This window comes from Breoghania sp. L-A4, from assembly GCF_003432385.1.
Lineage (GTDB): Bacteria > Pseudomonadota > Alphaproteobacteria > Rhizobiales > Stappiaceae > Breoghania.
This window is the reverse complement of the sequence record NZ_CP031841.1, coordinates 894875-919125: the sequence shown is the minus strand read 5'-3', so window position 1 is coordinate 919125 and position 24251 is coordinate 894875. Positions and strand designations below refer to the sequence as shown.

At 62.9% G+C, this 24251-nt stretch carries 22 protein-coding genes, 1 pseudogene and 1 riboswitch; of the genes and pseudogenes, 14 read left to right on the top strand and 9 right to left on the bottom strand.

The genetic code is table 11. The features are described 5' to 3' along the window. Window positions 1–199: 199 nt before the first annotated feature. Complete coding sequence (locus tag D1F64_RS04280) at window positions 200–1012, top strand: hypothetical protein (protein WP_162901283.1); 813 nt, start codon at window positions 200–202, stop codon at window positions 1010–1012. A gap of 33 nt (window positions 1013–1045) precedes the next feature. Here D1F64_RS04280 and thiE read toward each other — a convergent pair whose 3' ends face one another. From thiE to D1F64_RS04245, 7 genes and pseudogenes are all read right to left on the bottom strand, one after another. Then, window positions 1046–1687: a thiamine phosphate synthase gene (gene thiE, locus D1F64_RS04275; protein WP_117411403.1), complete on the bottom strand. Its 642-nt coding sequence runs from the start codon at window positions 1685–1687 to the stop codon at window positions 1046–1048. After that, window positions 1687–2505: a hydroxyethylthiazole kinase gene (gene thiM / locus D1F64_RS04270; RefSeq protein ID WP_248304621.1), complete on the bottom strand. Its 819-nt coding sequence runs from the start codon at window positions 2503–2505 to the stop codon at window positions 1687–1689. The genes thiE and thiM overlap by 1 nt, the downstream gene beginning before the upstream one ends. Before the next feature lie 53 nt (window positions 2506–2558). Continuing rightward, a riboswitch (TPP riboswitch) is annotated at window positions 2559–2661 on the bottom strand. Between the two features lie 220 nt (window positions 2662–2881). Continuing rightward, window positions 2882–3754, bottom strand: a complete 873-nt coding sequence (locus tag D1F64_RS04265; RefSeq protein ID WP_117411401.1) for a DUF4435 domain-containing protein — start codon at window positions 3752–3754, stop codon at window positions 2882–2884. Between the two features lie 9 nt (window positions 3755–3763). Then, the gene (locus tag D1F64_RS04260) at window positions 3764–5164 is read right to left on the bottom strand and encodes an AAA family ATPase (protein ID WP_117411400.1); all 1401 of its coding nucleotides are present in this window, start codon (window positions 5162–5164) and stop codon (window positions 3764–3766) included. Window positions 5165–5505: 341 nt separating this feature from the next. Continuing rightward, window positions 5506–6831 carry a glycolate oxidase subunit GlcF gene (gene glcF, locus D1F64_RS04255; RefSeq protein WP_117411399.1) on the bottom strand — a complete coding sequence of 442 codons (1326 nt, stop codon included), beginning with the start codon at window positions 6829–6831 and terminating at the stop codon, window positions 5506–5508. 545 nt (window positions 6832–7376) lie between these two features. After that, window positions 7377–8576: pseudogene (glcE, locus tag D1F64_RS04250) on the bottom strand (glycolate oxidase subunit GlcE); the annotation flags it as partial. Between the two features lie 12 nt (window positions 8577–8588). Further along, window positions 8589–10085: an FAD-linked oxidase C-terminal domain-containing protein gene (locus D1F64_RS04245; protein ID WP_117414423.1), complete on the bottom strand. Its 1497-nt coding sequence runs from the start codon at window positions 10083–10085 to the stop codon at window positions 8589–8591. Window positions 10086–10281: 196 nt separating this feature from the next. Between D1F64_RS04245 and D1F64_RS04240 the strand changes: the two genes are divergently transcribed. Together D1F64_RS04240 and D1F64_RS04235 are read left to right on the top strand one after the other, a co-directional pair. Next, window positions 10282–11223 carry a LysR family transcriptional regulator gene (locus D1F64_RS04240; RefSeq protein ID WP_117411397.1) on the top strand — a complete coding sequence of 314 codons (942 nt, stop codon included), beginning with the start codon at window positions 10282–10284 and terminating at the stop codon, window positions 11221–11223. Between the two features lie 311 nt (window positions 11224–11534). After that, entirely contained in the window at window positions 11535–11933 is a 399-nt protein-coding gene (locus D1F64_RS04235; RefSeq protein WP_117411396.1) for a cytochrome c family protein, read from the top strand. A gap of 100 nt (window positions 11934–12033) precedes the next feature. On the opposite strand, the gene D1F64_RS04230 is transcribed toward D1F64_RS04235, so the two are convergent. Beyond that, complete coding sequence (locus tag D1F64_RS04230) at window positions 12034–13404, bottom strand: DUF3422 domain-containing protein (RefSeq protein ID WP_117414422.1); 1371 nt, start codon at window positions 13402–13404, stop codon at window positions 12034–12036. A gap of 819 nt (window positions 13405–14223) precedes the next feature. Between D1F64_RS04230 and D1F64_RS24245 the strand changes: the two genes are divergently transcribed. From D1F64_RS24245 to D1F64_RS04200, 7 genes are all read left to right on the top strand, one after another. Next, window positions 14224–14394 carry a twin-arginine translocation signal domain-containing protein gene (locus D1F64_RS24245; RefSeq protein ID WP_248304620.1) on the top strand — a complete coding sequence of 57 codons (171 nt, stop codon included), beginning with the start codon at window positions 14224–14226 and terminating at the stop codon, window positions 14392–14394. 14 nt (window positions 14395–14408) lie between these two features. After that, window positions 14409–15326 (top strand): TRAP transporter substrate-binding protein, encoded by a 918-nt coding sequence (locus D1F64_RS04225; RefSeq protein ID WP_248304619.1) that lies wholly within the window; start codon window positions 14409–14411, stop codon window positions 15324–15326. A 79-nt stretch (window positions 15327–15405) separates the two neighbouring features. Continuing rightward, entirely contained in the window at window positions 15406–15984 is a 579-nt protein-coding gene (locus D1F64_RS04220; protein WP_117411395.1) for a TRAP transporter small permease subunit, read from the top strand. 33 nt (window positions 15985–16017) lie between these two features. Next, window positions 16018–17568 carry a TRAP transporter large permease subunit gene (locus tag D1F64_RS04215; RefSeq protein ID WP_117411394.1) on the top strand — a complete coding sequence of 517 codons (1551 nt, stop codon included), beginning with the start codon at window positions 16018–16020 and terminating at the stop codon, window positions 17566–17568. An 11-nt stretch (window positions 17569–17579) separates the two neighbouring features. Beyond that, window positions 17580–18932 (top strand): amidase, encoded by a 1353-nt coding sequence (locus D1F64_RS04210; RefSeq protein ID WP_117414421.1) that lies wholly within the window; start codon window positions 17580–17582, stop codon window positions 18930–18932. A gap of 57 nt (window positions 18933–18989) precedes the next feature. After that, window positions 18990–19214 carry a hypothetical protein gene (locus D1F64_RS04205; RefSeq protein WP_248304618.1) on the top strand — a complete coding sequence of 75 codons (225 nt, stop codon included), beginning with the start codon at window positions 18990–18992 and terminating at the stop codon, window positions 19212–19214. Further along, on the top strand, window positions 19201–20166 hold the full coding sequence (locus D1F64_RS04200; RefSeq protein WP_117411393.1) for a D-glycerate dehydrogenase: 966 nt from the start codon (window positions 19201–19203) through the stop codon (window positions 20164–20166). The genes D1F64_RS04205 and D1F64_RS04200 overlap by 14 nt, the downstream gene beginning before the upstream one ends. A 150-nt stretch (window positions 20167–20316) precedes the next feature. Here the strand turns inward: D1F64_RS04200 and D1F64_RS23060 are convergent, their stop codons facing one another. Continuing rightward, window positions 20317–20484, bottom strand: coding sequence for a hypothetical protein (locus tag D1F64_RS23060; RefSeq protein WP_162901282.1), 168 nt, complete (start codon window positions 20482–20484; stop codon window positions 20317–20319). Here D1F64_RS23060 and D1F64_RS04195 point away from each other — a divergent pair. Genes D1F64_RS04195 through D1F64_RS04180 form a run of 4 tightly spaced genes read left to right on the top strand, consistent with a single transcriptional unit; the run spans window position 20474 to window position 24241 of the window. Next, window positions 20474–21334 (top strand): FCD domain-containing protein, encoded by an 861-nt coding sequence (locus tag D1F64_RS04195; protein ID WP_117411392.1) that lies wholly within the window; start codon window positions 20474–20476, stop codon window positions 21332–21334. The genes D1F64_RS23060 and D1F64_RS04195 overlap by 11 nt on opposite strands. Further along, window positions 21331–22104, top strand: a complete 774-nt coding sequence (locus tag D1F64_RS04190) for a (Fe-S)-binding protein (RefSeq protein ID WP_117411391.1) — start codon at window positions 21331–21333, stop codon at window positions 22102–22104. Before D1F64_RS04195 ends, D1F64_RS04190 begins: the two co-directional genes overlap by 4 nt. A 29-nt stretch (window positions 22105–22133) precedes the next feature. Further along, window positions 22134–23570, top strand: a complete 1437-nt coding sequence (locus D1F64_RS04185; protein WP_117414419.1) for a LutB/LldF family L-lactate oxidation iron-sulfur protein — start codon at window positions 22134–22136, stop codon at window positions 23568–23570. Then, complete coding sequence (locus tag D1F64_RS04180; protein ID WP_117411390.1) at window positions 23567–24241, top strand: lactate utilization protein; 675 nt, start codon at window positions 23567–23569, stop codon at window positions 24239–24241. The genes D1F64_RS04185 and D1F64_RS04180 overlap by 4 nt, the downstream gene beginning before the upstream one ends. Window positions 24242–24251 lie beyond the last annotated feature (10 nt).

Genomic DNA, 24251 nt, shown 5'->3' with positions numbered 1-24251 from the left:
TTTTTTCGCCAGGCACGGCAAACTGCTTTTTGGCCGGACAAATATTTGACAATGAATACCAATCATAATAGTTGAATTTGTACGGCCAACCGGTCGAACGTTGCCCACGCCAGGGATTTTGGCGGACCCTCTGACGTTTCGACTGACCGATGTCGGGCACAGCTATTCGAAACTCGCCCGCAGGCTGGAGCAAAACGCGATGAGTCCAATTTCCGACGCTGGCTATACTCCGGCAGCCGTCGATATCAGGGATGCCCTGGACGGAATTCTCGCTTCGGACAACTTCGCCAGGTCCCCGAAAATCAGCCGGCTGCTGAGCTATCTCGTCGACAAGCAGATCGAGGGCGATGCGGAGAGCCTCAAGGAAGTCGCCATCGCGACGAGCGTTTTCAACCAGCAACAGGGCTTCAACCCGCGCACCAATCCCATCGTCCGGGTGAACGCCTCACGCCTGCGCAACCTGTTGCGTCTCTACTACGCGGATCCCGGCGTCGATTGCGACGTGCGCATCACGCTGCCCGACGTGGGGTACGCGCCGATTTTCGCGAAGGCGCCGCCGCAAGAAGAGACGAAAGGCGAGCTGACGGAGGAAGATCATGGTGCCGGCCAGCCGCAGCCTGCGGCGGCCGGGTCCGCGGCCGTCCGGAACTCTGCCGAGCCCGATGCGCCCGGGGCGAACGAGGCGCGGCCGCGCAATGCGGGGTGGCGTGAACGGTCGACTCGGATCGGCAAGGTTCTCGGCATGCCGTCCTCGGTCGCTTTCGTGGTTGCCAATCTCATCATCGCCTGCGTGTTCGCCGTGCTTCTCAATCGCGCGGGAACAACACAAGGCGACTATCTGATCAGCGTGCCGAACACGCTTGAGGAAGCGATCCCGCCATCCTCACTGATCATGCTGTGCAGTCAGGAGTCGGAGCCTGCCGCACGTTATCCTGTGAGGATCGGCGAGCGCACGGTGTTCTGCCGTCCGCTGAAGCTGCGACAAACCCTCCTGAGCGTCGATCCGGCCTGAGCCGCGCCCGGCCTGCGCTTCACGACCCCGCAATCAAGACACCCTCGCCGATGCGACGGCGCGGGCGAAATCTTCCGCCGCCGCTCGCGGATCCTCCGCCGCGCAAATCGCCGAGACGACCGCAACCCCATCGGCCCCCGCCCGCATGATCTCCGCCGTGTGTCCCGCCTTGATGCCGCCGATGGCCACAGCAGGCAGCGCGATTTTCGGCCTGAACGTGGCGAAACCCTCCACGCCCATGGCGGGACCCGCGTTGGTCTTCGTCTGCGTGCCAAAGACCGGGCCGATGCCGACATAGTCGACCGGACCCAGATCCGAGTTCGCAAGCTCCCCATCCGATCCGACCGACAGACCAAGGATCGCATCGCGACCGATGAGCGTGCGCACGTCGGCAGGCCTCATGTCGCTCTGGCCCACATGCACCCCATGCGCACCGGACGCCAGCGCCACATCAATGCGGTCATTGACGATCAGCGGCACGTTGAAGGGCGCAAGGGCGGCGACCAGCGCGCGCGCGCTGTCGACGAGTTGCCGGGTGGACGCATCGGGATCGCGCAACTGGACGAGCGTCGCCCCGCCACGCGCCGCGGCCACGGCCGTCTCCACCACGCCGCGCGCGCCGCACAGCCTTGTGTCCGTGACCAGATAGACGGACAGGTCGAACGCATGGGCCATCAGGAGCCTTCCGTGATCAAAACATGGGCCGCCAGCATCCCGGCGGTTGACGCATGAAGCGCGTTGCAGAGTTTGGCCGGCAGATCGCCGGGGCCGTCGCTCGCCGCGGCGGCGGCAGCTCCGGCCGCGCCATAAACCGCAAGCGCCGCGACCGTCGCCGCCAGCGGATCTTCACCAGCAGCGAGAAAGGCGCCGCACAGCGCGCTGAGCGAGCAGCCCAGACCGGTCGACAGCGGCATCATGGGATCGCCGCCGGTCACAGCGATGATGCGCGCGCCATCGGTGGCGTAATCGGTCTCGCCGGTCACCGCGACGATGCTGCCGGTGGCGAGGCTGAGCGCCCGCGCGGCATCCAGCGCCGCATCCGAGCCGACCGTGCTGTCGACACCCTTGGGCGCCGCGCCCGAGGCGCCCGCCAGCGCCATGATTTCCGACGCGTTGCCGCGGATGAGCGTCGGCTTCAGGGCCGCCAACCGCGTGGCAACCTCCGTGCGATAGGCCGTCGCGCCGCAGCCGACCGGATCGAGCACCCAGGGTTTCCCGGCTTTCGATGCAGCCGCCCCGCAGGCCTCCATGGCCTCGACCCAGCGCGGCGACAGCGTTCCGATGTTGGCGACCAGCGCGGACGAGATGCCGAGAAACTCCTCGGCCTCCTCCACCGCGTGCACCATGGCGGGCGAGGCGCCGGCGGCGAGCAGCACGTTGGCGGAGATCGTCATGACCACATAGTTGGTGATGTTGTGCACCAGCGGCGCCTTGGCGCGCATGGCCTGATGCATGGCAAAGGCGGCATCCGTTGAGAATTGGGGGGACGGCATCAGGCGGTTCCTCGCGTTGGCCGGCGAGAAACGGCATGCATGGCTTTTGCGACAAACACCAAGGCCTCAATCCCTCCGCCGGCATGATCCGGATCAGGTTCGACGGGTTGGCAAGCCTCTCAGCCGGCAGATCCGCCGGCACCCCGTTGAGTGGAGGAGAGTGTAGGGGAGCGCATGGTCCGGGTGCAAGGGGGCTTCCGGACCGAAGCAGTTTTCCGTCACCTTGCATCTGATGGCGGGAAAGGGCGGGAAGGGGAACTTCGCTGTACGCCAGCTGTGTTAGCGACTGAACAGGGCAAGCCTACATTCCAGAAGGTAGGGCCAAAAAGATTCTTAATTTAGTTAGCTGAGAGGATTTACCTGCCAGTGACTCGATCTAGGTGGTTCTTAAGATAGAATAACCAGTCACGCTCTCCCACCTTTTGATTTCTCTGTATCCACGCGTTTTCTGAAAAAATGCGAATTCATAGGCTATCCGCAATATTTTGGCTAAGTCTTCACGACCAACATCTGTATTGAATCTATTGGTGCTGCCAAACCGACGACGGAACGCCCTGCCGAGCACCACTACACAGTCATGTCCGTTCGCTAGATTACGACTGCCATTGTTTCTAATGCAACTCCGCACAGCGGTTTCTATGGCGGCCAGGTCGGGCAACTCATCTCGGACGGATCGGCCAACGACATATCGAACCGTTTGGACGATGCAAAATTCCGGACTGTTCGTATCAACGAATTTATACTTCATATCCTTGAACTTGAGTTTCCATCTGTTTTGCGCAGATAATAACCGCAGTGCGCCCGTGGCTTGCGACCACTGAAGAACCAATTCTGATGGCGACGTATTTTCTCGGTCTATTTCTGCGGCGATGCGATCAGTGTGCCCAAACTCCTCCAGAACTTTCCCGAGAGCTTCAGAGCATATTATTTGTGTTTCTATGTCATTCTCATCAGTAAAAACAATGGACCCATTATATTCTGAGTAACCAACGATATCTGAATAATCTCGATCACAATAACCAAGAATTTGGGTTTGTTGTAGTTCAGAAAGAATGCTAATAGACTCAAATAGATTTTTCCATCCGATACAAACAACAATTGAACATTGTTTTTTATCTGAAAAATTTGCAAACATACTAGCGTCTGAGCTTCCCTCAACCAATAAAAAGCTACCACTGTGGGACGCTTTCTCTAACATGATTTGGTTAGCCAGTGTTTGACCGGTGATCTCGTCTTTTACACTACTCATTGCTAGATCCTACGAGGCTAAGTCCTGGACGAGATCCCACTTATCATTAATGATTTGTGGAGAATGTGTAGCTATAACAAAAGTCATATGTTTTAGTCTTTGTATTTTTTGGATATCCGAAATAAATCGTTTTTGCCATCCAACATGCAGTGAAAGCTCCGGCTCGTCGATCAAAATCAATGAACCATCTTTCACTTTGAACAGCAGTTCATAGATAAGAACCAGTTCATGCTGCTCCCCCGATGAAAGTTCTGAAAGTGGGATTTTTGTGTCTGTATCTTGGTCTCGAATCTCGATTCCGCTCTGCTTACTAAAGTCAATTCGCTTGAATGAAAAATGCTCATCAATTATTTGTTTAAAAAGTCGGATTTTTTCATATATATCATCAAAAATTCTTAACTTATTTTCAGTATTTACAATATATATCGAAAGAAACTTCCTGAGAACTTCTTGTTGGAAAATATCGCTAGGTTGAATAGGTTCACTTATAGTCTCACCAATCAAACCAACCTCTACAAGTCTATCGCGTTTTTTACTTAATTCGCTTAGGCGCGCGCGAATTTGATCTTCACCATCTACGATCTGCAAAGTGTCTTGAGTAGGCCTATCTGAAAAAACGTCGATGATACGTTTTGGGAAAGACTCATCAAGTTTTTGGGATTCATTTGCATATTCTGTAAGTATGTTGCCGATGCGCTCGGACAAATCTTCTGCATCTTCGTCAACTACAGAAGAGTACTTAGAGTATCGGCCTCTGTTTCGAAATCTCGGATCTTCTTCGGACTCCAAAGAGAGAAGGCGCTGCGTCTCGATCAAATGCGTGTCAGCAGCCCCAATAGCCTCCGTAAGCCATGTCGGTGTCTTCGTGTGGGCCGCATACCCTTCTGGCAGCAAGTGCCCGTATTTTTCGAGAACCTCGTTCGTACTGAGAACCTCTCCAAGAGTAACATCAAGCCAACGGCCTGCCCCGACTCTGTCAACCGGAAGGTGTCGATCGATGTATGAAATGGCACGCGGAGATGCGCTTGGCTTAACATCATAGAATTCTTCGTCATGACCAAAACCAGAACTACGGATTGTAACAACTAATTTTTCCTCTGCATCTTCAACCGGTTCTTCAACATCATCTTTGATGACTTTTCTTGATTCTCTGGAAATCGAAATTCTTTTGCCGCTTGCGAAGCAAATTACAATTTCTTGAAAATCAAGTTTCCAAAAAAAATGTAGGCGTCGATTGAAGAAAGCATCAAGAATTCGGATCAACATTGTTTTACCGTAGCCGTTCGGAGCGGTAATAATTGTAAGATCGCTTAATGGATTGAACTCGATCAGGTGGTTGAATCTCCCGAAAAGTCCCGTTACTTTAAGTGAGGCCACCTGTTCAAGAGGTTCGCTCCCAGTTTTCGTCATAAATATCTCCCGAATAGGTTGGCATCTCAAACGGACGGCGCTTCGTCCTTTTTGCCAACGCCAGATCCCCGAGTGGATATGTCCTTTTTATCTTCGATAATGCTCCATTAGGCAAGCTTTGCCCTACACAGAGTGGCGCAAGTCCAACAGCAGCTGGATTGCCCCGCAGCGGAATTTCGGTTGATCTGTCCACTTAACCTTCTTTCCGTGCTATTTATGGGAAGGAGGAATTCGCCATGGGACGATCATCGACAGCAAGGAAATCGGAGCCGCGTGATTCTGCCAGCAAGCTCGCGCAGCAGCGACGTCCGGTCTCCGGCGACACGACACGCTTTCCTCCCCTACCGCCCCGCCAGCGCTCCCGGCTTCGGCCCGCCGTAGACCCAGTCCAGCAGCTCCGCCGTGTGCACGATGGGAATGTCGGTGCCGCCGGCGATCTGGGTCATGCAGCCGATGTTGCCGGTGGCGATGCAATCCGGTGTGGTCTTCTCGATGTTGGCGACCTTGCGGTCGCGAAGCCTGCGGGCGAGATCGGGCTGCAGGATGTTGTAGGTGCCGGCGGAACCGCAGCACAGGTGCCCCTCGGGCACATCCTTGACGGTGAAGCCTGCGGCGGTGAGCAGCGCCTTTGGCTCGCGGGTGATCTTCTGGCCGTGCTGCATCGAGCAGGCGGAATGATAGGCAACGGTGAGCGGATGCGGGCGCACCGGCGCCCCGAGATCGAGGGTTGAGAGAAACTCCGTGATGTCCTTGGTCAGCGCCGAGACGCGCGCCGCCTTGTCCGCATAGGCCGGGTCGTCGCGCAGCATGAAGCCATAGTCCTTCACCGTGGTGCCGCAGCCAGACGCGGTGATCAGAATGGCGTCGAGACCTTTTCCGTCTTCCGGGGCGCCCTCGATCTCGGCCATCCAGGCGTCGATGTTTTTGCGCGCGGCATCCAGCGCGTCATGCTCGCGACCCATGTGGTGGACCAGCGCGCCGCAGCAGCCCTCGCCTTTCGGCAGCACCACCTCGACATTGGCGCGGTTGAGCAGCCGGATCGTGGCGTCGTTGATGGTGGGCGCCAGCACCGGCTGGGCGCAGCCCGAGAGCACCGCCACGCGGGCGCGCCTGTGCGATGCGGCGGCGAATGTCGCGGGGCCGGGGTATTGCGCGGGCGGCGCGGATCTTGTCGGCGCCAGCTCCAGCATGGCGGCCATCCGCCTGAAAGGTCCGCCGAGCAGGCGCAGCAGCGGCGCCAGCGGCTTGGCGAGGAACGCGCCCGTCAGCGCCAGCCGGAACCGGCCGGGATGCGGCAGCACATAGGCCAGCACCGACCGGATCAGCCGGTCGGCAACCGGACGCGTGTAGGTCGCCTCGATGTGCGTGCGGGCGTGATCGACCAGATGCATGTAGTTGACGCCCGAGGGACAGGTGGTCATGCACGACAGGCACGACAGACACCGGTCGATGTGGCGCACAGTGCGCGCGTCGGCCGCGCGGTCGTTTTCCAGCATCTCCTTGATCAGGTAGATGCGGCCTCTGGGTGAGTCGAGCTCGTCGCCGAGCATCTGGAAGGTCGGACAGGTCGCCGTGCAGAAGCCGCAGTGGACGCATTTGCGCAGGATCTTCTCGGATTCCGCGACTGCCGGATCGGCGAGCTGGGCGAGGGTAAAATGTGTCTGCATGGACGGGTGTCCGGCCTTCCTGAAGCTGTCAGCCCTGTCGGGCGGTCGAGGGTGTCAGGCTCAGATGAGCCAGGTCATATCAGCCACGTCTGGGGATCGGCGATCGCCTCGCGCCGGCTGGCCGCCTGCAGGCCCTTGATGCAGCGGATGATCATCCACACCGCGACAGCGATCATCAGGATGAAGCCGATGCCGATCACCGCCAGCGCCACGCAGATCAGACTGTAGAGCAGGCCGATCCAGAAGGTGCGGATCTGGTAGGTGTAGTGGCTCTGCGTCCAGGCGGGGCCCTTGCCGCGGTTCAGATAGGCGAAGACGAGGCCGATGAGCGCGGTCAATCCGACCACGAATGCGGCGAGATAGAGGATGTAGACCAGGGTGACGTTGTTGCCGCCCGGCTCCAGATAGCTGTTGGCGCCGCCTTCCGATTGCATGCTCATTTCGAAACTCTCCCTGCTGTAAAACGAAACCCGCGGCTCCAAATGCGCCTCCGCGCGCTGGCTCATGACCCCCGAGTCAGTTCCACAATCCTCACACCCCGCAACCATGCGGCCCGGATTGAGGATGCCTTGTGGATCGAATTGCTGTTTCAGCCGCTTGCCGAGCAGCGCAAGCGCGGCCTCCTGCGGCTGGAACACGGCAACCGCTGCCCTGACCGCGGCCGGCGCGCGAATCAGCGTCGCGTGTCCATGAGCCCCCACGGCCCCGCGCACCACGTCGGCATGCGCCTCGCCGCCGTCGGGCACCATCAGCCAGATCAAGCCGCCGGCCCAGTCGTAGTAGGCATGGCAATCGACGCTAGAGCGGATGCGCCCGAGCACCGCCGGCGCCTCGCTCGGGGTCACCGACAGCTTCCACACCGGATCGGACGATCCCGCGAAAGCGGTCACGTCGCGGATCGCGCGCCAGATCACCGCCGACGGTGCGGCGTCGACACGCTCGACAGATCCGAAGGGCGCCAGCAGCGCGCTCAACGCTTCGGCGCGATAGTCGACCGACGGCCTGATGCCTTCCAGCCGCAGCAGCGTCACGGCATGTCCGCCGCCCGGCATGTCCACGCCAAACCGTCCAGCGGTATCGGCGGGTACATGCGCGGCCGCCGAGACTTCCGCAGAGGAGCCCATCCCGGCTGCCAGCGCGTCGACGGCGCGCGCATCATCGAGACCCGTGAGCGCAATCGTTGCCTGGGTTTCCGCCTTCGGCAGCACCTTGAAGGTGACCTCGCTGGCCACCGCCAGCGTGCCCCAGGAACCCGCGATGGCCTTGGACAGATCATAGCCCGTGACGTTCTTGACCACGCGGCCGCCGGACTTGAAGACCTCGCCACGGCCGGAGACAGCCTGTACGCCCAGGACGTGATCGCGCGCGGCGCCCGCCTTGATGCGCCGGGGCCCTGCGAGATTGGTGGCATAGAGCCCGCCCAGCGTACCGCGCCCGGCACGCTCGCCCAGCAGCAAACCGTAGTCCATCGGCTCAAACGCCAGTTCCTGATTGTGTTCGGCGAGCAGCGTCTCGATCTCGGCGAGCGGCGTGCCGGCCCTGGCCGTCAGCACCAGTTCATCCGGCTCATACAGCGTCACACCGGACAGATCGCCGAGATCCACCATGTGGCCCGCCTGCGTCGGCCTGCCGAGCGCGGCCTTGGATCCATGCCCGCGAATCTCCAGCGGCTGCTCCTCCGCCACCGCCCAGGCCACCGCCTCGCGCAGTTCCTCCGCCGTCCGCGGCTTGAAATTCTCTGCCATTGCCGGGACCTTCTAGAACCGCGGAATATCGGGGAAGGGCAGCTTGCCCTTGTGGATGTGCATGCGGCCGAGCTCGGCGCAGCGGCGCAACTGCGGAAACACCTTGCCGGGATTGAGAAGCTGTTTCTCGTCGAAGGCGCATTTGACGCGCATCTGCTGCGCCAGATCCACCTCGTTGAACATCTCCGGCATCAGGTCGCGTTTCTCCACGCCCACGCCATGCTCGCCGGTGAGCACGCCGCCGACCTCGACGCAGAGCCGCAGGATGTCCGAGCCGAAGTCTTCCGCCTTCTCGAGTTCGCCGGGCACATTGGCGTCATAGAGAATGAGCGGATGCAGATTGCCGTCGCCCGCGTGAAACACGTTGGCGACGGCCAATCCGTAGTGCTCGGAAAGCTCGCGCATCCGCGCCAGGACCCTGGGCAGGGCCTTGCGCGGGATGGTGCCGTCCATGCAGTAGTAGTCGGGCGAGATGCGGCCGACGGCGGGGAACGCCGCCTTGCGCCCCGCCCAGAAGGTGTTGCGCTCCTCCTCGGAGGTGGAGACGCGCAGATAGGTCGATTTGTTCGCCCTGGCGATTTCCTCGACGCGTTCCAGCAGATGATCCACCTCGGCCTCGGGGCCGTCCAGTTCGACGATCAGCAGCGCCTCGGCGTCGAGCGGATAGCCCGCGTTGACGAAGGCCTCGGCGGCGTGGATCGCCGGCTTGTCCATCATCTCCATGCCGCCGGGAATGATGCCGGCCGCGATGACATCGGCCACGCACTGGCCGCCGTCCTCGCTGGACGCGAAGCCCACCAGCAGCGCGCGCGCGGTTTCCGGCTTGCGCAGGATGCGTACGGTGACCTCGGTGACAACGCCGAGCAGGCCTTCCGAGCCGGTCATCAGCGCCAGCATGTCGTAGCCCTCGGAGTCCAGGTGCTTGCCGCCCATGCGGATCACCTCTCCGGTGATCAGCACCACTTCGAGACCCAGGACGTTGTTGGTCGTCAGCCCGTACTTGAGCGAGTGCACGCCGCCGGAATTCTCCGCGATGTTGCCGCCGATGGAACAGGCGATCTGCGAGGAGGGATCGGGCGCGTAATAGAAACCTTCATGCTCGACCGCACGCGTGATGCCGAGATTGGTAACGCCGGGCTGGACGACCACCGCGCGGTTGGCGAAATCGATCTCAAGCACCTGATTGAACTTCATCATCGACATCAGCACGCCGTCGGCCAGCGGCAGCGCGCCGCCGGACAGCGAGGTGCCCGCGCCCCGCGGCACGACCTTGACGTCGTTCTCATAGCAATAGCGCAGAACGCGCGAGACCTGATCGACCGTTTCGGGAAGCACGACGACGAACGGCAACTGCCGGTAGGCGGTCAGCCCGTCGCTCTCATAGGGACGCATTTCGGTCTCGCCCGAAATCACGCCCTCGCCCGGGACGATGGCCGACAAGGCGCGCACGATCTCGTCGCGCCGCTCCAGTGTCGCCGCATCCGGTTTCGGCATCATCAGGCCCGACATGGCGTTCTCCCGCATTTCGCGCTGTTCAGGTTTTTGTTGTTCATATATTCCATTTCGTTGAAAGTAGGAAACCTGCCGTCGACGACAAGCGAGCCGAAAACGCCCTGCTTCCAACGTCCCGGCGCGGACTATGGCAAATCGGACCGGGGGCCTGTATGCCGCCTCTGGACGAATTATTGTTTCCGGAAGATTGAAAATGAATAGCTTCTCGGACATGGAAATCTTCGCACGCGTCGTCACCGCCGGCAGCATGTCGGCCGCGGGACGCGAAATGGGGCTGTCGCCGGCCGTGGTCTCCAAGAGGCTGCGCCGGCTCGAGGATCGCCTCGGCACACGGCTTCTGCAGCGGACCACGCGGCAAATCGCGCTGACCGAAGCGGGACAGGGCTATTTCGACCGCGTCGTCGCCATTCTCGCCTCGATGGAAGAGGCGGAAGCCTTCGTCTCGCGCCGCTCGGCGCTGGCGCGCGGCACGCTGAAGGTCGCAGCCCCCACCTCCTTCGGCCGCATGCATATCGCACCGCATCTGGGACCCTTTCTCGACGCCAATCCTGACCTCAGCGTCAATCTGGAACTCTCCGACGAATTTGTCGACATCGTCGGCGAAGGTTACGATGTGGCGATCCGCATCGCCGAACTTTCCGATTCCAGTCTCGTCGCCCGGCGGCTTGCCCGCAACCATCGCATTCTGTGCGCCAGCCCGTCCTATCTGGAAAAGAACGGCGAACCGGACTCGATCGACGCGCTGAGCGGCCACGTGTGCCTTGCCGCCGCCAACCAGGATCCCTGGCGGCTGGACGGACCCAATGGACAAATCGTCATTCGCGCCACCGGACGGCTGTCGACGAACTCCAGCGAGGTCGTGCGCGAGGCGCTGATCGCCGGCGCCGGCATTGCGCTGCGGTCGACGTGGGACGTCGGCGAGGAATTGCGCGACGGCCGGCTGAAGATCATCCTGCCGGAATTCCGCGCCTCCAAACACGTCGGCATCTACGCCGTCTATCCCAGCCGGCGTTTCCTCCCGGCCAAGGTTCGGGTGTTCATCGACTATCTGGCGCAGCTCTACGGCCCCGATCCCTATTGGGACGACGGGCTGGCCGATTTGCTCGCCCTGCCGCCGGTTGCCGCCGCGGGGTGACGCCGTCAACGGCCATGTTGGACTCTTCAGCGACCGCGGCCGCGTCGTGCTGCAAGGAGCGCCTCGCCGCGCGATGCAAGGCGCTGTCCCGAAAGCGCGTCGCCGCGCAGAAACGAGCAAGGATCGGCCGGAAACAGACAATGAGAACGGGCAACCGGTGCCCGCCGTTGGCATAATTTTGCCATATAGGTCATAAGGTTTATTGTTCCGCGACATATGGTCTGGTTTTCATTTGCCAAGCGCCTTGCGAGACTGCGCGCGAATTGCAGTCGCCAAAACGGGCCTGACCTGGAATGAATGGGAGAGACAGAATGAAGCGTTTGATCCTCATAGCCGGCGCCGCCCTCCTGGCGAGCACGGCCGCGAGCCTCGCCGATGGAGACGTCGACAAGGGTGAAAAAGTCTTCCGGAAATGCAAAGCCTGCCATGCGGTTGGCGAAGATGCGAAGAACAAGGTCGGACCCGAGCTGAACGGCATCATCGGACGCGTGGTCGCCAGCGTCGAGGATTACAAGTATTCCAGCGCGATGACCGAGTTCGGCGCCGACGGCAAGGTGTGGGACGCGGAGACGCTGACGGCCTATCTGCACAAGCCCAAGGACGTTGTCCCGAAGACCAAGATGGCCTTCGCTGGCCTGAAGAAGGACGACGACATCGAAGACGTCCTCGCCTATCTCGGCCAGTTCAATGCCGACGGCACGATGAAATAGCGCGCCTGTTCCGCGAAACACGCGGAGCGATCGCCATACGACGACACCGAAGCCGGGCGCCGCGCCCGGCTTTTTCGTGCGCGGCTTTTGTGTCAGGGCCCTATTCGTCGGCCTCGTCATGATGGCGGCGAATGCGCCGGACAAGCCACCAGATCACCAGCAGCACCAGCGGCACGGCCGCCGCCGTGAGGATGCCCGCGTCATAGGGCAGCCCAAGCTCCTTGCCGCCCTTGGCGACGTAGCCGATGAGCCCGACCACATAATAGCTGATCGCGGCCACCGACAGGCCCTCGACTGTCTGCTGCAGCCGCAGCTGCAGCCGCGCGCGCCGGTTCATGGCCTCCAGCAGATCGCGGTTCTGGCGCTCGAGTTCGACGTCGACGCGCGTACGCAGCAAGGTCGCGGCGCGCGCCAGCTTGCGCGACAGGGCGTTCTGCCGCTCCTCGGTCGTCTCGCAGGTCCGCATCGCCGGGCGGAGCCGGCGCGCCAGGAACCCGCGCCACGAATTGCAGCCCGGCAGGGCCACATCGCCCAGTGCCGCAAGCCGCAGGGTGACGATCTCGTCGTAGGCCCGGCTGGCGCCAAACCGGTAGCCGCTTGCGGCGGACCCCGCCTCCACTTCGGCCGCCATCTGCGAAAGTTCGTGCAGCAGCGCCTGGTTGGCGTCGAGTCCGGTGCTCTCCAGGATCTCCGAGGCGATGGTCGCGAGACTGCTTTCGGTGGCGCTGATCTGCGGCGCGAGGCGCTGGGCCTCCGGCAGGCCAAGCAGCGCCAGCGTGCGGTAGGTCTCCACCTCCAAGAGCCGCTGGCACACGGAGCCGATCCCCTGGGGGGCGTCGCCGGTGTCGACAACCAGAATCCGCGTGCGTCCGTCGCCGTCCTGTCGAAAGTCGGTCGCCGCCACCGCCGCTCCCGCATCGACCTGGGACGCGGCGAGACTCGTCATGTCGAACAGCCCGGCAAAGTCGATCGGCTCCCCGGCCTTCCCGGCGATCAGATCGAGGCGCGCGGCCACCAGCAGCGGGCCGGGCGCGCGGAATTTCGTGCCGAACGGTGTGTTGGCCGGCAGAGGCCCGAATACCCCGGACCCGGCTGCGGGCGCGCCGTCCCACGTATAGGTGGTGAATTCCGCGTGGCGCTCCCAGCGCAACAACCCACCGGCGAAAGCCACCGTGAAGTGACGCTCGCCGCGGCTCGGACCGCCGACCCCCTGCGCCTGGCAAAAGCCCTTGAACCACTCGCGGTCCACCTGGGCGGCCGCGTCATCGGTGGCAAACCCATAGTGCAGGAAGACGCGCGGCGTCTGCACAAGCTGGAAGGGCCGCGCGTGCATCTCGCCAAGCACCATCTGCCGCAGGGGATGCGGCGCAAACAGTTCGCCGTTGGACGGAGTGGTGCCGGCGTCGGCCGACTCGCCGCCAGGCGCGGATCCAGACGCTTCGCGCGCCGCGGTGTTTGCTGGTTCGTTCATGCGGCGATTGTGATGCAGGACCAGCGCCCTGTCACGCCTGACAATGCGACGCATGGCGCGGCAGCCGTACAGGCCGGCCGCGACGCCCCGGGAGACCGGCATCCCTTGCCCCGCATCGGGCCGGCTCATGACGCGGGCGGCGCACTCTACACACAGATGTTATTTTGCCCGTACCGTTGAAACTGCTTTCGGCCAGACGCAACAATGCGGCGCGGGCCCGGCGTCGGCGATGCCTCCCGCTGTCCTCACGACTCGCATCGGCGCGCCTGCGCGGCGGGAACCAGACCATCCCGAGAGGCCGTTCGCTCACCGGCTCGGCCACCGCTCCCGAGCTGCGCGCGGCGCTCGCGGCAAGCTCGCGAAGGAGGCCTGAAGCGACGAACGCCAATCTTCATAAATGAGATTCCGCGCAGCTTGCACCTGCCTAATCCCCTGCCCGCAAACGACAAGCGACCGCTTGTACATAGACCCGCGTATTCGTGCGTGCGATCGCGGCGCGGTACCGGCCTACACATGCGCGCGCGCCGCCGGATCCCGGCACCTGACCCGCGCGACGCTGCCGCGGAAACCCCGAATGCCGCCACAAGCACGGCGTGTGCTCGCCACGCGCCGCAATGCAATATTCACTCGCACTTGCAGCATTCGATGCATTTCATGCGACGGCTGCATGCGCCACATCTGCGGCAGATGCAGAATCGATATGACGCGCTGCACCAAAACGCGCGCACGCACTTGTCCTTACGCAGTGATGGTGCTTAGGTTTCAATGTTTAACATTGAGGGCGCTGCGAAAAGGCGCCGGTTTAAACGGGAGGAAATCATGACTGAAACTCTGAACCGGAGGCGGTTTCTGAAAGGCAGCGCGCTTGCTGCGACGGCTACCGCCGGCACGCTCGCCGCGCCTGCGATCGCGCGGGCAGAACCAACCGTACTGAAAATGCAGGCCGCCTGGGCGGCGGCATCTTCCTCGAAAACGCCAAGTCCTATGTAGACCGGGTTCATGCCATGGCCGGCAAGGATCTCAAGATCGACCTTCTGTCCGTGGATTCTGTCGTCAAGACCAGCCAGATGCAGGACGCGGTTCACCGCGGCGTTCTCGATGCCGCGCACTACGTGCCGGCCTACTGGTATTCCAAGTCCAAGACCGCATCGCTGTTCGGCACCGGCCCCTGCTTCGGCTGGTCCTCGCAGGAAGTGCTGGGCTGGGTCAACTATGGCGGCGGACAGGAACTCTTCGATGAGCTGATGGGCTCGCTCGGCCTCAACATCGTGTCCTTCTTCAACAGCCCGATGCCGGCGCAGCCGCTCGGCTGGTTCAAGGAAGAGATCAAGAGCGTCGACCAGTTGAAGGGCCTGAAGTACCGCACCGTGGGCCTCGCGGCAGACGTTCTGCTGGAAATGGGCATGTCGGTCGTGCAGCTTCCCGGCGGCGAAATTCAGCCGGCCATGAAGTCCGGCCTGATCGACGCGGCCGAATTCAACAACCCGACCTCGGACCGCGACTTCGGCATGCAGGACGTCTCCAAGTTCTATCACCTGGCCTCGTTCCACCAGAGCCAGGAATTCTTTGAGGTCACCTTCAACAAGCGCAAGTTCGAAGCCCTGCCGGAAGAGCAGCGGGCGATCCTCAAATATGCGTCCGAGGCCGAGAACTCCAACTTCTACTGGCACAACACCAAGCGCTACGCGGACGACCTCAACACCCTGCAGGAAGAGCAGGGCGTGCAAGTGTTCCGCACGCCGGACGACGTCATGGCGGCCCAGCTGGATGCCTGGGACGTGGTCGTCGACCGGATCTCCGGCGAGGATCCGTTCTTTGCCAAGGTGATCGAGTCGCAGAAGGCCTACGCCAAGAACGTGATGGGCTACCTGAACCTCAACCAGCCGGACTACAAGCTCGCCTACAAGCACTACTTCGGCTGATCTGGAAGAACAAAACCAAGAAAAGACGGGGGCCGCCGACAGGCCCCGTCCCCATAGTGCTGCAAGGGAAGAAGCAGACGTGAACAAGATCATTTATGCGATCGAGGGCCTGAGCGTCTGGGTGGGACGCGCCTTCGGATGGTGCATCCTTATCCTGACATTCTCCGTGTCCTACGAGGTCTTCGTCCGATACGTGCTGAACGCGCCGACCGTCTGGGCCTTCGACATGATGGTCCAGATGTATGGCGCGCTGTTCCTGATGGCGGGACCTTACGCCCTGGCGCAGGATGCCCATGTGCGCGGCGACGTGCTGTACCGGCTGTTCCCCGTGCGCTGGCAGGCGCGGATCGACTTCCTTCTCTACCTGCTGTTCTTCTTCCCCGGCATGCTGGCGCTGTTCTGGTACGGCATGGAAATCGCCTCCGACAGCTGGCGCTACAAGGAGGTCAGCTGGAACAGCCCCGCCCGCATCCAGATCTACTTCTTCAAGACCCTGATCCCGGTCGCCGGAGGGTTGCTGATCCTTCAGGGAGTGGCCGAGCTTCTGCGCTGCTGGAAGGCCATGAAATCCGGCGTCTGGATTGAACGGCTGGACGACGTCCGCGAGACCGAGGACCTGCTCGCGGACTCCGACATCCCGAAGAAAATCATCGGCTGATCAGACACAGCAACGCAACGACGAGAGACGACGATGACAAACCCTGAAGTCGCCATTTTCATGCTGTGCCTGTTCATTGTACTGGTACTGCTCGGCTTTCCGATCGCCTTCACCCTGATCGCCATGGGCGTCGGTTTCGGCTACTACGCCTACTACCAGGGCGGCGTGGAAACCTTCTCCGACATCTTCAACAACAATATCTTCTACCTGCTGAACCAGAACACCTACTCGGTGATGGAGAACGACACGCTCGTCGCCATTCCATTGTTCTTGTTCATGGGCTACGTGGTGGAACGCGCCAACATCGTCGACCGGCTGTTCTTCTCGCTCTACATGGCGGCGCGGAACCTTCCAGGCTCGCTGGCGATCGCCGCACTGCTGACCTGCGCGGTGTTCTCGACCGCGTCGGGCATCGTCGGCGCGGTGGTCACCCTGATGGGCCTGCTCGCCTATCCCGCCATGGCCAACGCCAACTACAACAAGAGCTTCGCCTCGGGCGTGATCTGCGCCGGCGGCACGCTGGGCATCCTCATCCCGCCGTCGATCATGCTGATCGTCTATGCGGCAATCGCCGATCTGTCGCCGTTGCGGCTCTATGCGGCGGCGGTGTTTCCGGGGCTGATGCTCGCCGGCCTCTATATCCTCTACGTGATCATCCGGGCCACATTGACCCCCTCCATCGCGCCCAAGCCGCGCGCCGAGGACGTGCCGCCCATTGGCAAGATCTATCTCGACCTGCTGGTCTCCTTCGTGCCGCTGACCATGCTGATCATGCTGGTGCTCGGGTCGATTCTCGGCGGGCTGGCGACGCCGGCGGAGGCCGCGGCCATGGGCGCGCTCGGCGGGCTGTTCCTGGCCACGCTCTATCTCGGACCGGTGGAGCAGGTGCTGAAGCGAAATGTGACGCTCAAGGATCCGACCATGGCCGCCTTCGCGGTGGCCGCCTTCCTCATCTTCTACACGCAGGTCGAAAATCCGGCGCTCTGGCAGATCGTGGTCATTCCCGTGCTCGGCGCCCTGTTCGGCCTCTGGCTCGCCTGCCTGCGCTTCGCCTACAAGAGCGTGTGGAAGAAGCTGACCGAAAGCGTCTTCCTCACCGCCAAGGCCACCGCCATGGTGTGCTGGCTGTTCGTCGGCTCCTGGACCTTCGCCTCGGTGTTCTCCTATCTCGGCGGACACGACCTGATCTCGGACTGGGTCATCGGCATGGATCTGGAGCCCTGGCAGTTCCTGATCATGGCGCAGCTGATCATCTTCGTGCTCGGCTGGCCGCTGGAATGGTCGGAAATTCTGATCATCTTCGTGCCGATCTTCCTGCCGATGCTCGATACATTCGGCATCAATCCGTATTTCTTCGCCATGCTGGTGGCGCTCAACCTGCAGACCTCGTTCCTGACGCCGCCCATGGCGATGTCGGCCTATTACCTGAAGGGGGTGCTGAAGAAGCAGATCGAGCTGATCGAGATCTTCAAGGGGATCCTGCCGTATCTGGCCATTGTCATCCTGTCGATGGTCCTGATGCACGAATTCCCGGCCATCGCGCTGTGGTTGCCCGACTACCTGTTCGGCGTCTACGTTCCGTGATTGACATGGACATGACACCCGACACACAGACGCCGAATGCGCTTTCGGCCACGGAGGCCGCCCGGAAGATCCGGGACGGCCTCCTCACCTCGGAATCTCTCGTGCAGGCATGCCTTGCCCGCATCAAAGAGACCGACGGACAGATCAAGGCCTGGGCGCAGCTCGATCCCGAGCGTGCCCTCGCCCAGGCGCGGGAGATGGACGAGATCCGCCGCGCCGGCCGGCCGATGGGAGCGCTGCACGGCGTGCCCGTCGGGCTGAAGGACATCATCGACACGGCGGACTTTCCAACCGAACGCGGCACGCCGATCTTTGCGGGCCGCGAAAGCGGCGCCGATGCCACGATCGTCGAGCGGCTGCGCGACGCCGGCGCCGTCGTCCTCGGCAAGACGGTGACCACCGAACTGGCCTTCCTGCATCCCGCGCAAACCCGCAACCCGCACAACACGGAGCACACGCCGGGCGGCTCCTCCAGCGGATCGGCCGCAGCCGTCGCCGCCTTCCACGTGCCACTGGCAGTGGGCACGCAGACCAACGGCTCGGTGATCCGTCCGGCCTCCTTCTGCGGCGTGCACGGCTTCAAGCCGACGCGCGGCGTGATCGCGCGCACCGGCCTGCTGCAGACCTCGCAATCCCTGGATCAGGTGGGCGTCTTCGGCCGCACGCTGGAGGACGTGGCGCTGCTCACAGATGCGATCTCCGGCTACGACCAGCGCGACGCGCTCAGCTACCCGCGCCCCCGGCCGCACATGCTCGAAGGCTGCCGGGCCGAGGTGCCTGTGGAACCCTCGCTCGCCTGGTTCGACCTTCCCTTCGCCGACCGGCTCACGGCGGACGGCGCGGCCGCGCTCAACGAAGTGGTCGAGGCGCTGGGCGCGCGCGTCGAACGCCTGCCCTCGCCGCCGGCCTTCGCCGGCCTCGTCGAGGTCCAGCGGGTCATCCACGAATACGAGATCTGCCGTCACCTGAGGGAGGTCTTCGAGGCGCATTGGGACCGGATCAGTCCCTCTCTGCAACCGGTGATCGAGCGCGCCCGCGGCATCCCCGACGCGCAATACGAGGACGCGCTGGGGACCATGCAGGCGGCGCGGGATTTCTTTTCCGTGTTCTTCCACGACTATGACGCGGTGATCGCGCCCAGCGCCACAGGCGAGGCGCCCCCTGTCTCGGCCGGAGGCACGGGCGACCCCGTGTTCTGCACGATCTGGACGCTGGCGGGCCTGCCCTGTGTGTCCCTGCCGCTGCTGGTGGGAAGCCGCGGCTTGCCGATCGGCGTGCAACTGATCGGCACCTATGAGGCCGACGACCGCCTGCTGCGGACCGCGCGCTGGGTCGTGGACGCCCTGCAGCAGGCCGAGGGCTGAACGGCGCGTGACATTTTGCGAGACAGGCCCCAGGGGGCCGTTGCTTGAGGAGCATCGATGATGTTTGGGAAGACGACAAAACTGCTGTGCGGGCTGATCGGCACCATCCTGCTGTGCATCTTCGTGATCGGCCTGGCGCAGAGCATTTCGTCCGGCTTCGCCGGCTTCAAGGGCGGACTCCCCTTCTGGGTGATCATCCTCTTCGTGCTGGCCCTGGCGATCTACGATTTCTATGAGGAATGCATCCTGGGCAAGACGTGGAACAAAAATGGCGAACGCTAAGCCCGCCGTCTGGATCCCGCGGGTCCTGTCGCAGGCGACTCTGGAACGCGCCGCGCGCGACTATGAGGTCATCCTCAACGAGGCGGACACGCTCTCCAGCGCCGAGGACATCGTCGCCATGAGCGCCCGCGTCGACGCAATGATCCCGTGCCATTCGGAAATCTTTTCCGCCGATGTCGCGGCCCGGCTGGATCCGCGCCTGAAGATCATCGCCAACCATTCGGTCGGGGTCGATCACTGCGATCTCGCGGCGCTGAAGGCGCGCGGCGTCACGGTCACCAACACGCCCGATGTGCTGTCCGATGCGACCGCCGAAATCGCCATTCTGTTGATGCTGGGCGCCGCGCGCCGCGCCGTGGAGGGCGACCGCATCGTGCGCTCGGGCGGCTGGTCGATCTGGAGCCCGTCCTTCATGGTGGGCAAGCAGGTCAGCGGCTCGCGGCTCACCATCGTCGGCATGGGCCGCGTCGGCCAGGCCGTGGCGCGCAATGCCCGCGGCTTCGGCATGGAAGTCCACTACCACAATCGCCGCCGGCTGGACGCCGGCAAGGAGCACGGCGCCATCTTCCACGACACGCTGGAAGGCGCGCTCGGCGTCGCCGATTTCCTGTCGCTGCACTGCCCCGCAACGGCCGAGACCAAAGGGCTGATGAACGCGGAGACCTTTGCGCTGCTCCCCGATGGCGCGGTCGTGGTGAACACCGCGCGCGGCGCGCTGATCGACGAGGACGCGCTGATTGCGGCGCTGGAGAGCGGCAAGGTGTCCGCGGCGGGTCTCGACTGCTTCGTCAGCGAACCCGGCGGCAATCCGGCTTTCGCCGCGTACGACACTATCTTCATGCTGCCGCATATCGGCAGCGCGACGGTGCGCACGCGCGACGCCATGGGCTTCCGCGCCCTCGACAATCTCGACGCCTTCTTCCGGGGCGAGGTGCCGCGCGACAGCCTCTAGCCGACCATCGGCCGTCCACCGGACGCCCATGACCACCCAAAACGGCGGACCTCAACAGGGACCGCCGTTGCCGCTTCGCGACACTGTGAAACCGCTGCGGGAAGTGGATAAATAAATTGACCAGAAAAGCGCGACCCCCTAGCCTGCCGTTCAAAGCAGCGGAACAATCCGCGCGGACGACAGGGAGAGGCGCGCAATGACAACGCGCATGCTGGCATCTATTTTCACAATTGTTAGGCGCCCGGCGGTGGATTCATCCGCATCAGCGCTCATTTCCAGATAAAGCTCCAAAAATGGAGTTTTTTTCATGACATTCAACAAGATCAGCCACAGCCGCACCGCCGACGCGGTGGTGGAGCAGATCGAGCGGCTCATCCTGCAAGGCATTCTGCGGCCCGGCGCGCGCCTGCCGGCCGAACGTGAATTGGCAAAAAAAGTTGACGTCTCTCGGCCGATCTTGCGTGACGCGCTGAAGATCCTCGATGAACGCGGCCTACTGACCAGCCGGCACGGCGAAGGCACCTTCGTGGCCGACGTGATCGGAACCGTGTTCTCCGAGCCGGTGGTCAACCTGATCCGCCGGCATCCGCCGGCCATCGCCGATTACCTCGAATACCGCAAGGAAGTGGAGAGCATGACGGCCGGATTCGCCGCCCAGCGCGCAACCGAAGCCGACAAGCTGATCCTGACCCGGTTGTTCTGCGCCATGGAAGCGGCGCACGAGCACGAGAATTTCTCCGAAGAGGCCGCGCTCGACGTGGAGTTCCACCACGCGATTGGAGAATGCGCGCACAACATCGTTCTGCTGCACACGCTACGCGCCTGCTACCAGCTTCTTGCCGACGGGGTGTTCTACAGCCGCGAGTATCTCTACGGCTACCCCGGCGCGCGCGACCGGCTGCTCGAGCAGCACCGCTCGATCTTCGAGGCCGTGGTCGGCGGCGACGCCGGAGCCGCGCGCAAGGCCGCGTCCGACCACATCGCCTATGTCGAGAGCATCATGCGCGAGGTGCAGCGCGCCGGCCAGTGGCATGAGGTCTCGGAGATGCGGCTGCAGCAATTCAGCGAAGACGACAGACCGATCGTCGCCCAGCGCAAGGCGGCCAAGGCCGCCAGACGCCCCGCACCGCGCCCGAAACGGGACAAACAGGAAAAAGTCGCGTTATGAGCGTTCAATCCGCATCCCCCAGGGTCGCCCTGTTCGTGACCTGCCTGGTCGATCTGTTCCGGCCGTCGGTCGGATTTGCAGCCGTCAAGTTGCTGGAGGACGCGGGCTGCGATGTCTCGGTTCCGAAGGCGCAGACGTGCTGCGGCCAGCCGGCCTACAATTCCGGCGACATGGAGGACGCGCGCGCCATCGCCAAGGCGACGATCAAGGCGTTCGAGGGATATGACTATATCGTGGCGCCTTCGGGCTCCTGCTCGGGCATGCTGATGAAGCATTACCCGGAGCTGTTTGAGGCGGGCAGCACGTGGCGGACCCGGGCCGAGGCGTTTTCGGACCGCGTGCACGAGCTTGTCAGCTTCCTCACCGACGTCCTGAAGGTCGAGTCGGTCGAGGCGCAGTTTCCCGGCACGCTGACCTATCACGACAGCTGTTCGGGACTTCGCGAACTCGGCATCCAGGCGCAACCGCGCAAGCTGCTCGGCAGCGTCGAGGGTCTGGAACTCAAGGAGATGCCCGACCCGGACGTCTGCTGCGGCTTCGGCGGCACCTTCTGCGTCAAATACGCCGACATATCCAACACCATCGTGTCCAAGAAGACCAAGGCCATCCGCGCCTCGGGCGCGGGCACGCTTGCCGCCGGCGACCTGGGCTGTCTGATGAACATGGCCGGCAAGCTGAAGCGCGAGGGATCCGCGATCCAGGTCCGTCATGTGGCCGAAGTGCTGGCCGGAATGACCGACGAACCCCCGATCGGCGAAAAGCGGCGCTGACACCCGAGCAGTTGGAGGAGGACGCCGCAATGCAGATCACGTCGCCACGGTTCAAGGACAACGCGCGCGACGCGCTGGCCGACACGCAGTTGCAAAGGGCGCTTTCCAACGTCGAGCACAATTTCATCGACAAGCGCCGGATCGTCGCCGACGCGCTGCCCGAGTTCGAGGCTCTGCGCGACAGCGCGCGCGACATCAAGAACCACACGCTGGCGCATATGGACCTCTATCTCGAGGAATACGAGAGCAAGGTCACAGCCTCCGGCGGACATGTGCACTGGGCGGAGACCGCAGGCGACGCCTGCCAGATAATCCTCGGCATCTGCCGCGAGGAAAAGGCGCGGACCGTCACCAAGGGCAAGTCGATCGTCACCGAGGAAATCGGCCTCAACGCCTTCCTCGAGGAGAACGGCATCACCCCGGTGGAGACCGATCTCGGCGAATACATCATCCAGTTGCGCGGCGAGGCGCCGAGCCACATCATCGCGCCGGCGGTGCATGTGAACCAGAGCCAGGTGGAGGAAGACTTCCGCCGCGTGCACACGCATCTGCCCGAAGGCCGCGACCTCAGCGAACCGACAACCCTGCTCAACGAGGCCCGCGGCGTGCTGCGGCAGAAATATTTCGACGCCGATGTGGGCATCACCGGCGCCAATTTCCTGATCGCGGAAACCGGTTCCTCGGTGATCGTCACCAACGAGGGCAACGGCGATCTGACCCAGACGCTGCCGCGCGTGCACATCGTTGTGGCGACGCTGGAAAAGGTGACCCCGACGCTGGAGGACGTCAGCCAGATCCTGCGGGTTCTGGCGCGCTCCGCGACCGGCCAGGACATGTCGGTCTACACGACCTTCTCGACGGGACCGAAGCGGGCGGCCGATCCCGACGGGCCGGAGGAATACCACGTGGTGATCCTCGACAACGGCCGCTCCGGCATGCTCGGCACGGAATACCAGGACATGCTGCGCTGCATCCGCTGCGGCGCCTGCATGAACCATTGTCCCGTCTATCACGCCATTGGCGGACACGCCTACGGCTGGGTCTATCCGGGGCCGATGGGTGCCGTGCTCACGCCGTCGCTGATGGGTATCGACAAGGCCGGACACCTGCCCAACGCCTCCACCTTCTGCGGCCGCTGCGAGAGCGTGTGCCCCATGCGCATTCCCTTGCCGAAGATGATGCGGCACTGGCGGACCCGCGAATTCGAACGCCACCTGCAGCCCTCCGCGGCCCGCTACGGACTGGGCCTTTGGGCGTTTTTCGCAAGGCGCCCGGCGCTCTACCAGTTGGCGACACGCCTGGCGATCGGAGTGCTGGCAATGCTGGGCGCACGGCGAGGGCGATTCTCCAGCCTGCCGATGGCCGGTGGCTGGACGCGGCACCGGGACCTGCCGGCGCCCCAGGGCGCGACATTCCAGCAGCTCTGGTCCCGGCGCGAGAAGACCAGACGGAGAAACGCGGCATGAGCGGGCGCGACGCGATTTTCAGACGACTGCGGACCTCGCTGGAGGTCGGTGATGACGACAGCGCGCGCCGCCAGGCGGTGCGGACACGACTGACGGATGCGCCCAAGGGACTGATCCCCAAACGCGGCCAGCTGCCATTGGATGAGCGCGTCGCGCTGTTTTGCAAGATGGCCGAAGCGGTCCAGTCGACGGTCCAGCGCGTGCCGGACGCATCGGCCGTGCCTCACGCGGTGGCGGAGCTCCTGCGCACCAGAAACCTGCCGTCGTCCGTCCGCATGGGCGCCGACCCGCTCCTGCGGGCCATGCCGTGGGCCGACGTCTCCACCCTGCAGGTCCTCGAGGGCCGCTCTCACGGCGACGACATTGCGACCGTCTCGCATGCCATCGGCGGCATTGCCGAAACCGGCACCCTGGTCCTGCATTCCGGAGTGGACAATCCGACTACTTTGAATTTTCTGCCGGAAATCCACATTATTGTGATTAGGATCACAGACATTGCCGGCGATATGGAGTGCATCTGGGAGGGGTTGCGCAAGCAATTCAGCAAGGGGGGCATGCCACGGGTGGTCAACATGATCACCGGGCCGTCTCGCTCCGCCGACATCGAACAGAAACTCATCCTGGGGGCCCATGGACCGCGGTCACTGCATGTGATCATCACAGAAAATTGACCCCCGGATC

Bases quoted from the DNA above. Each gene is read 5' to 3' on its own strand.
- D1F64_RS04205 (WP_248304618.1), top strand. From the start codon at position 18,990: ATGATGTTTGGGAAGACGACAAAACTGCTGTGCGGGCTGATCGGCACC.
- D1F64_RS04195 (WP_117411392.1), top strand. From the start codon at position 20,474: ATGACATTCAACAAGATCAGCCACAGCCGCACCGCCGACGCGGTGGTG.
- D1F64_RS04185 (WP_117414419.1), top strand. From the start codon at position 22,134: ATGCAGATCACGTCGCCACGGTTCAAGGACAACGCGCGCGACGCGCTG.
- D1F64_RS04235 (WP_117411396.1), top strand. From the start codon at position 11,535: ATGAAGCGTTTGATCCTCATAGCCGGCGCCGCCCTCCTGGCGAGCACG.
- D1F64_RS04260 (WP_117411400.1), bottom strand. From the start codon at position 5,164: ATGACGAAAACTGGGAGCGAACCTCTTGAACAGGTGGCCTCACTTAAA.
- D1F64_RS04280 (WP_162901283.1), top strand. From the start codon at position 200: ATGAGTCCAATTTCCGACGCTGGCTATACTCCGGCAGCCGTCGATATC.
- glcF (WP_117411399.1), bottom strand. From the start codon at position 6,831: ATGCAGACACATTTTACCCTCGCCCAGCTCGCCGATCCGGCAGTCGCG.
- D1F64_RS04265 (WP_117411401.1), bottom strand. From the start codon at position 3,754: ATGAGTAGTGTAAAAGACGAGATCACCGGTCAAACACTGGCTAACCAA.
- thiM (WP_248304621.1), bottom strand. From the start codon at position 2,505: ATGCCGTCCCCCCAATTCTCAACGGATGCCGCCTTTGCCATGCATCAG.
- thiE (WP_117411403.1), bottom strand. From the start codon at position 1,687: ATGGCCCATGCGTTCGACCTGTCCGTCTATCTGGTCACGGACACAAGG.
- D1F64_RS04245 (WP_117414423.1), bottom strand. From the start codon at position 10,085: ATGTCGGGCCTGATGATGCCGAAACCGGATGCGGCGACACTGGAGCGG.
- D1F64_RS04225 (WP_248304619.1), top strand. From the start codon at position 14,409: ATGGCCGGCAAGGATCTCAAGATCGACCTTCTGTCCGTGGATTCTGTC.
- D1F64_RS04180 (WP_117411390.1), top strand. From the start codon at position 23,567: ATGAGCGGGCGCGACGCGATTTTCAGACGACTGCGGACCTCGCTGGAG.
- D1F64_RS04210 (WP_117414421.1), top strand. From the start codon at position 17,580: ATGACACCCGACACACAGACGCCGAATGCGCTTTCGGCCACGGAGGCC.
- D1F64_RS04190 (WP_117411391.1), top strand. From the start codon at position 21,331: ATGAGCGTTCAATCCGCATCCCCCAGGGTCGCCCTGTTCGTGACCTGC.
- D1F64_RS04200 (WP_117411393.1), top strand. From the start codon at position 19,201: ATGGCGAACGCTAAGCCCGCCGTCTGGATCCCGCGGGTCCTGTCGCAG.
- D1F64_RS04215 (WP_117411394.1), top strand. From the start codon at position 16,018: ATGACAAACCCTGAAGTCGCCATTTTCATGCTGTGCCTGTTCATTGTA.
- D1F64_RS24245 (WP_248304620.1), top strand. From the start codon at position 14,224: ATGACTGAAACTCTGAACCGGAGGCGGTTTCTGAAAGGCAGCGCGCTT.
- D1F64_RS04230 (WP_117414422.1), bottom strand. From the start codon at position 13,404: ATGAACGAACCAGCAAACACCGCGGCGCGCGAAGCGTCTGGATCCGCG.
- D1F64_RS04240 (WP_117411397.1), top strand. From the start codon at position 10,282: ATGAATAGCTTCTCGGACATGGAAATCTTCGCACGCGTCGTCACCGCC.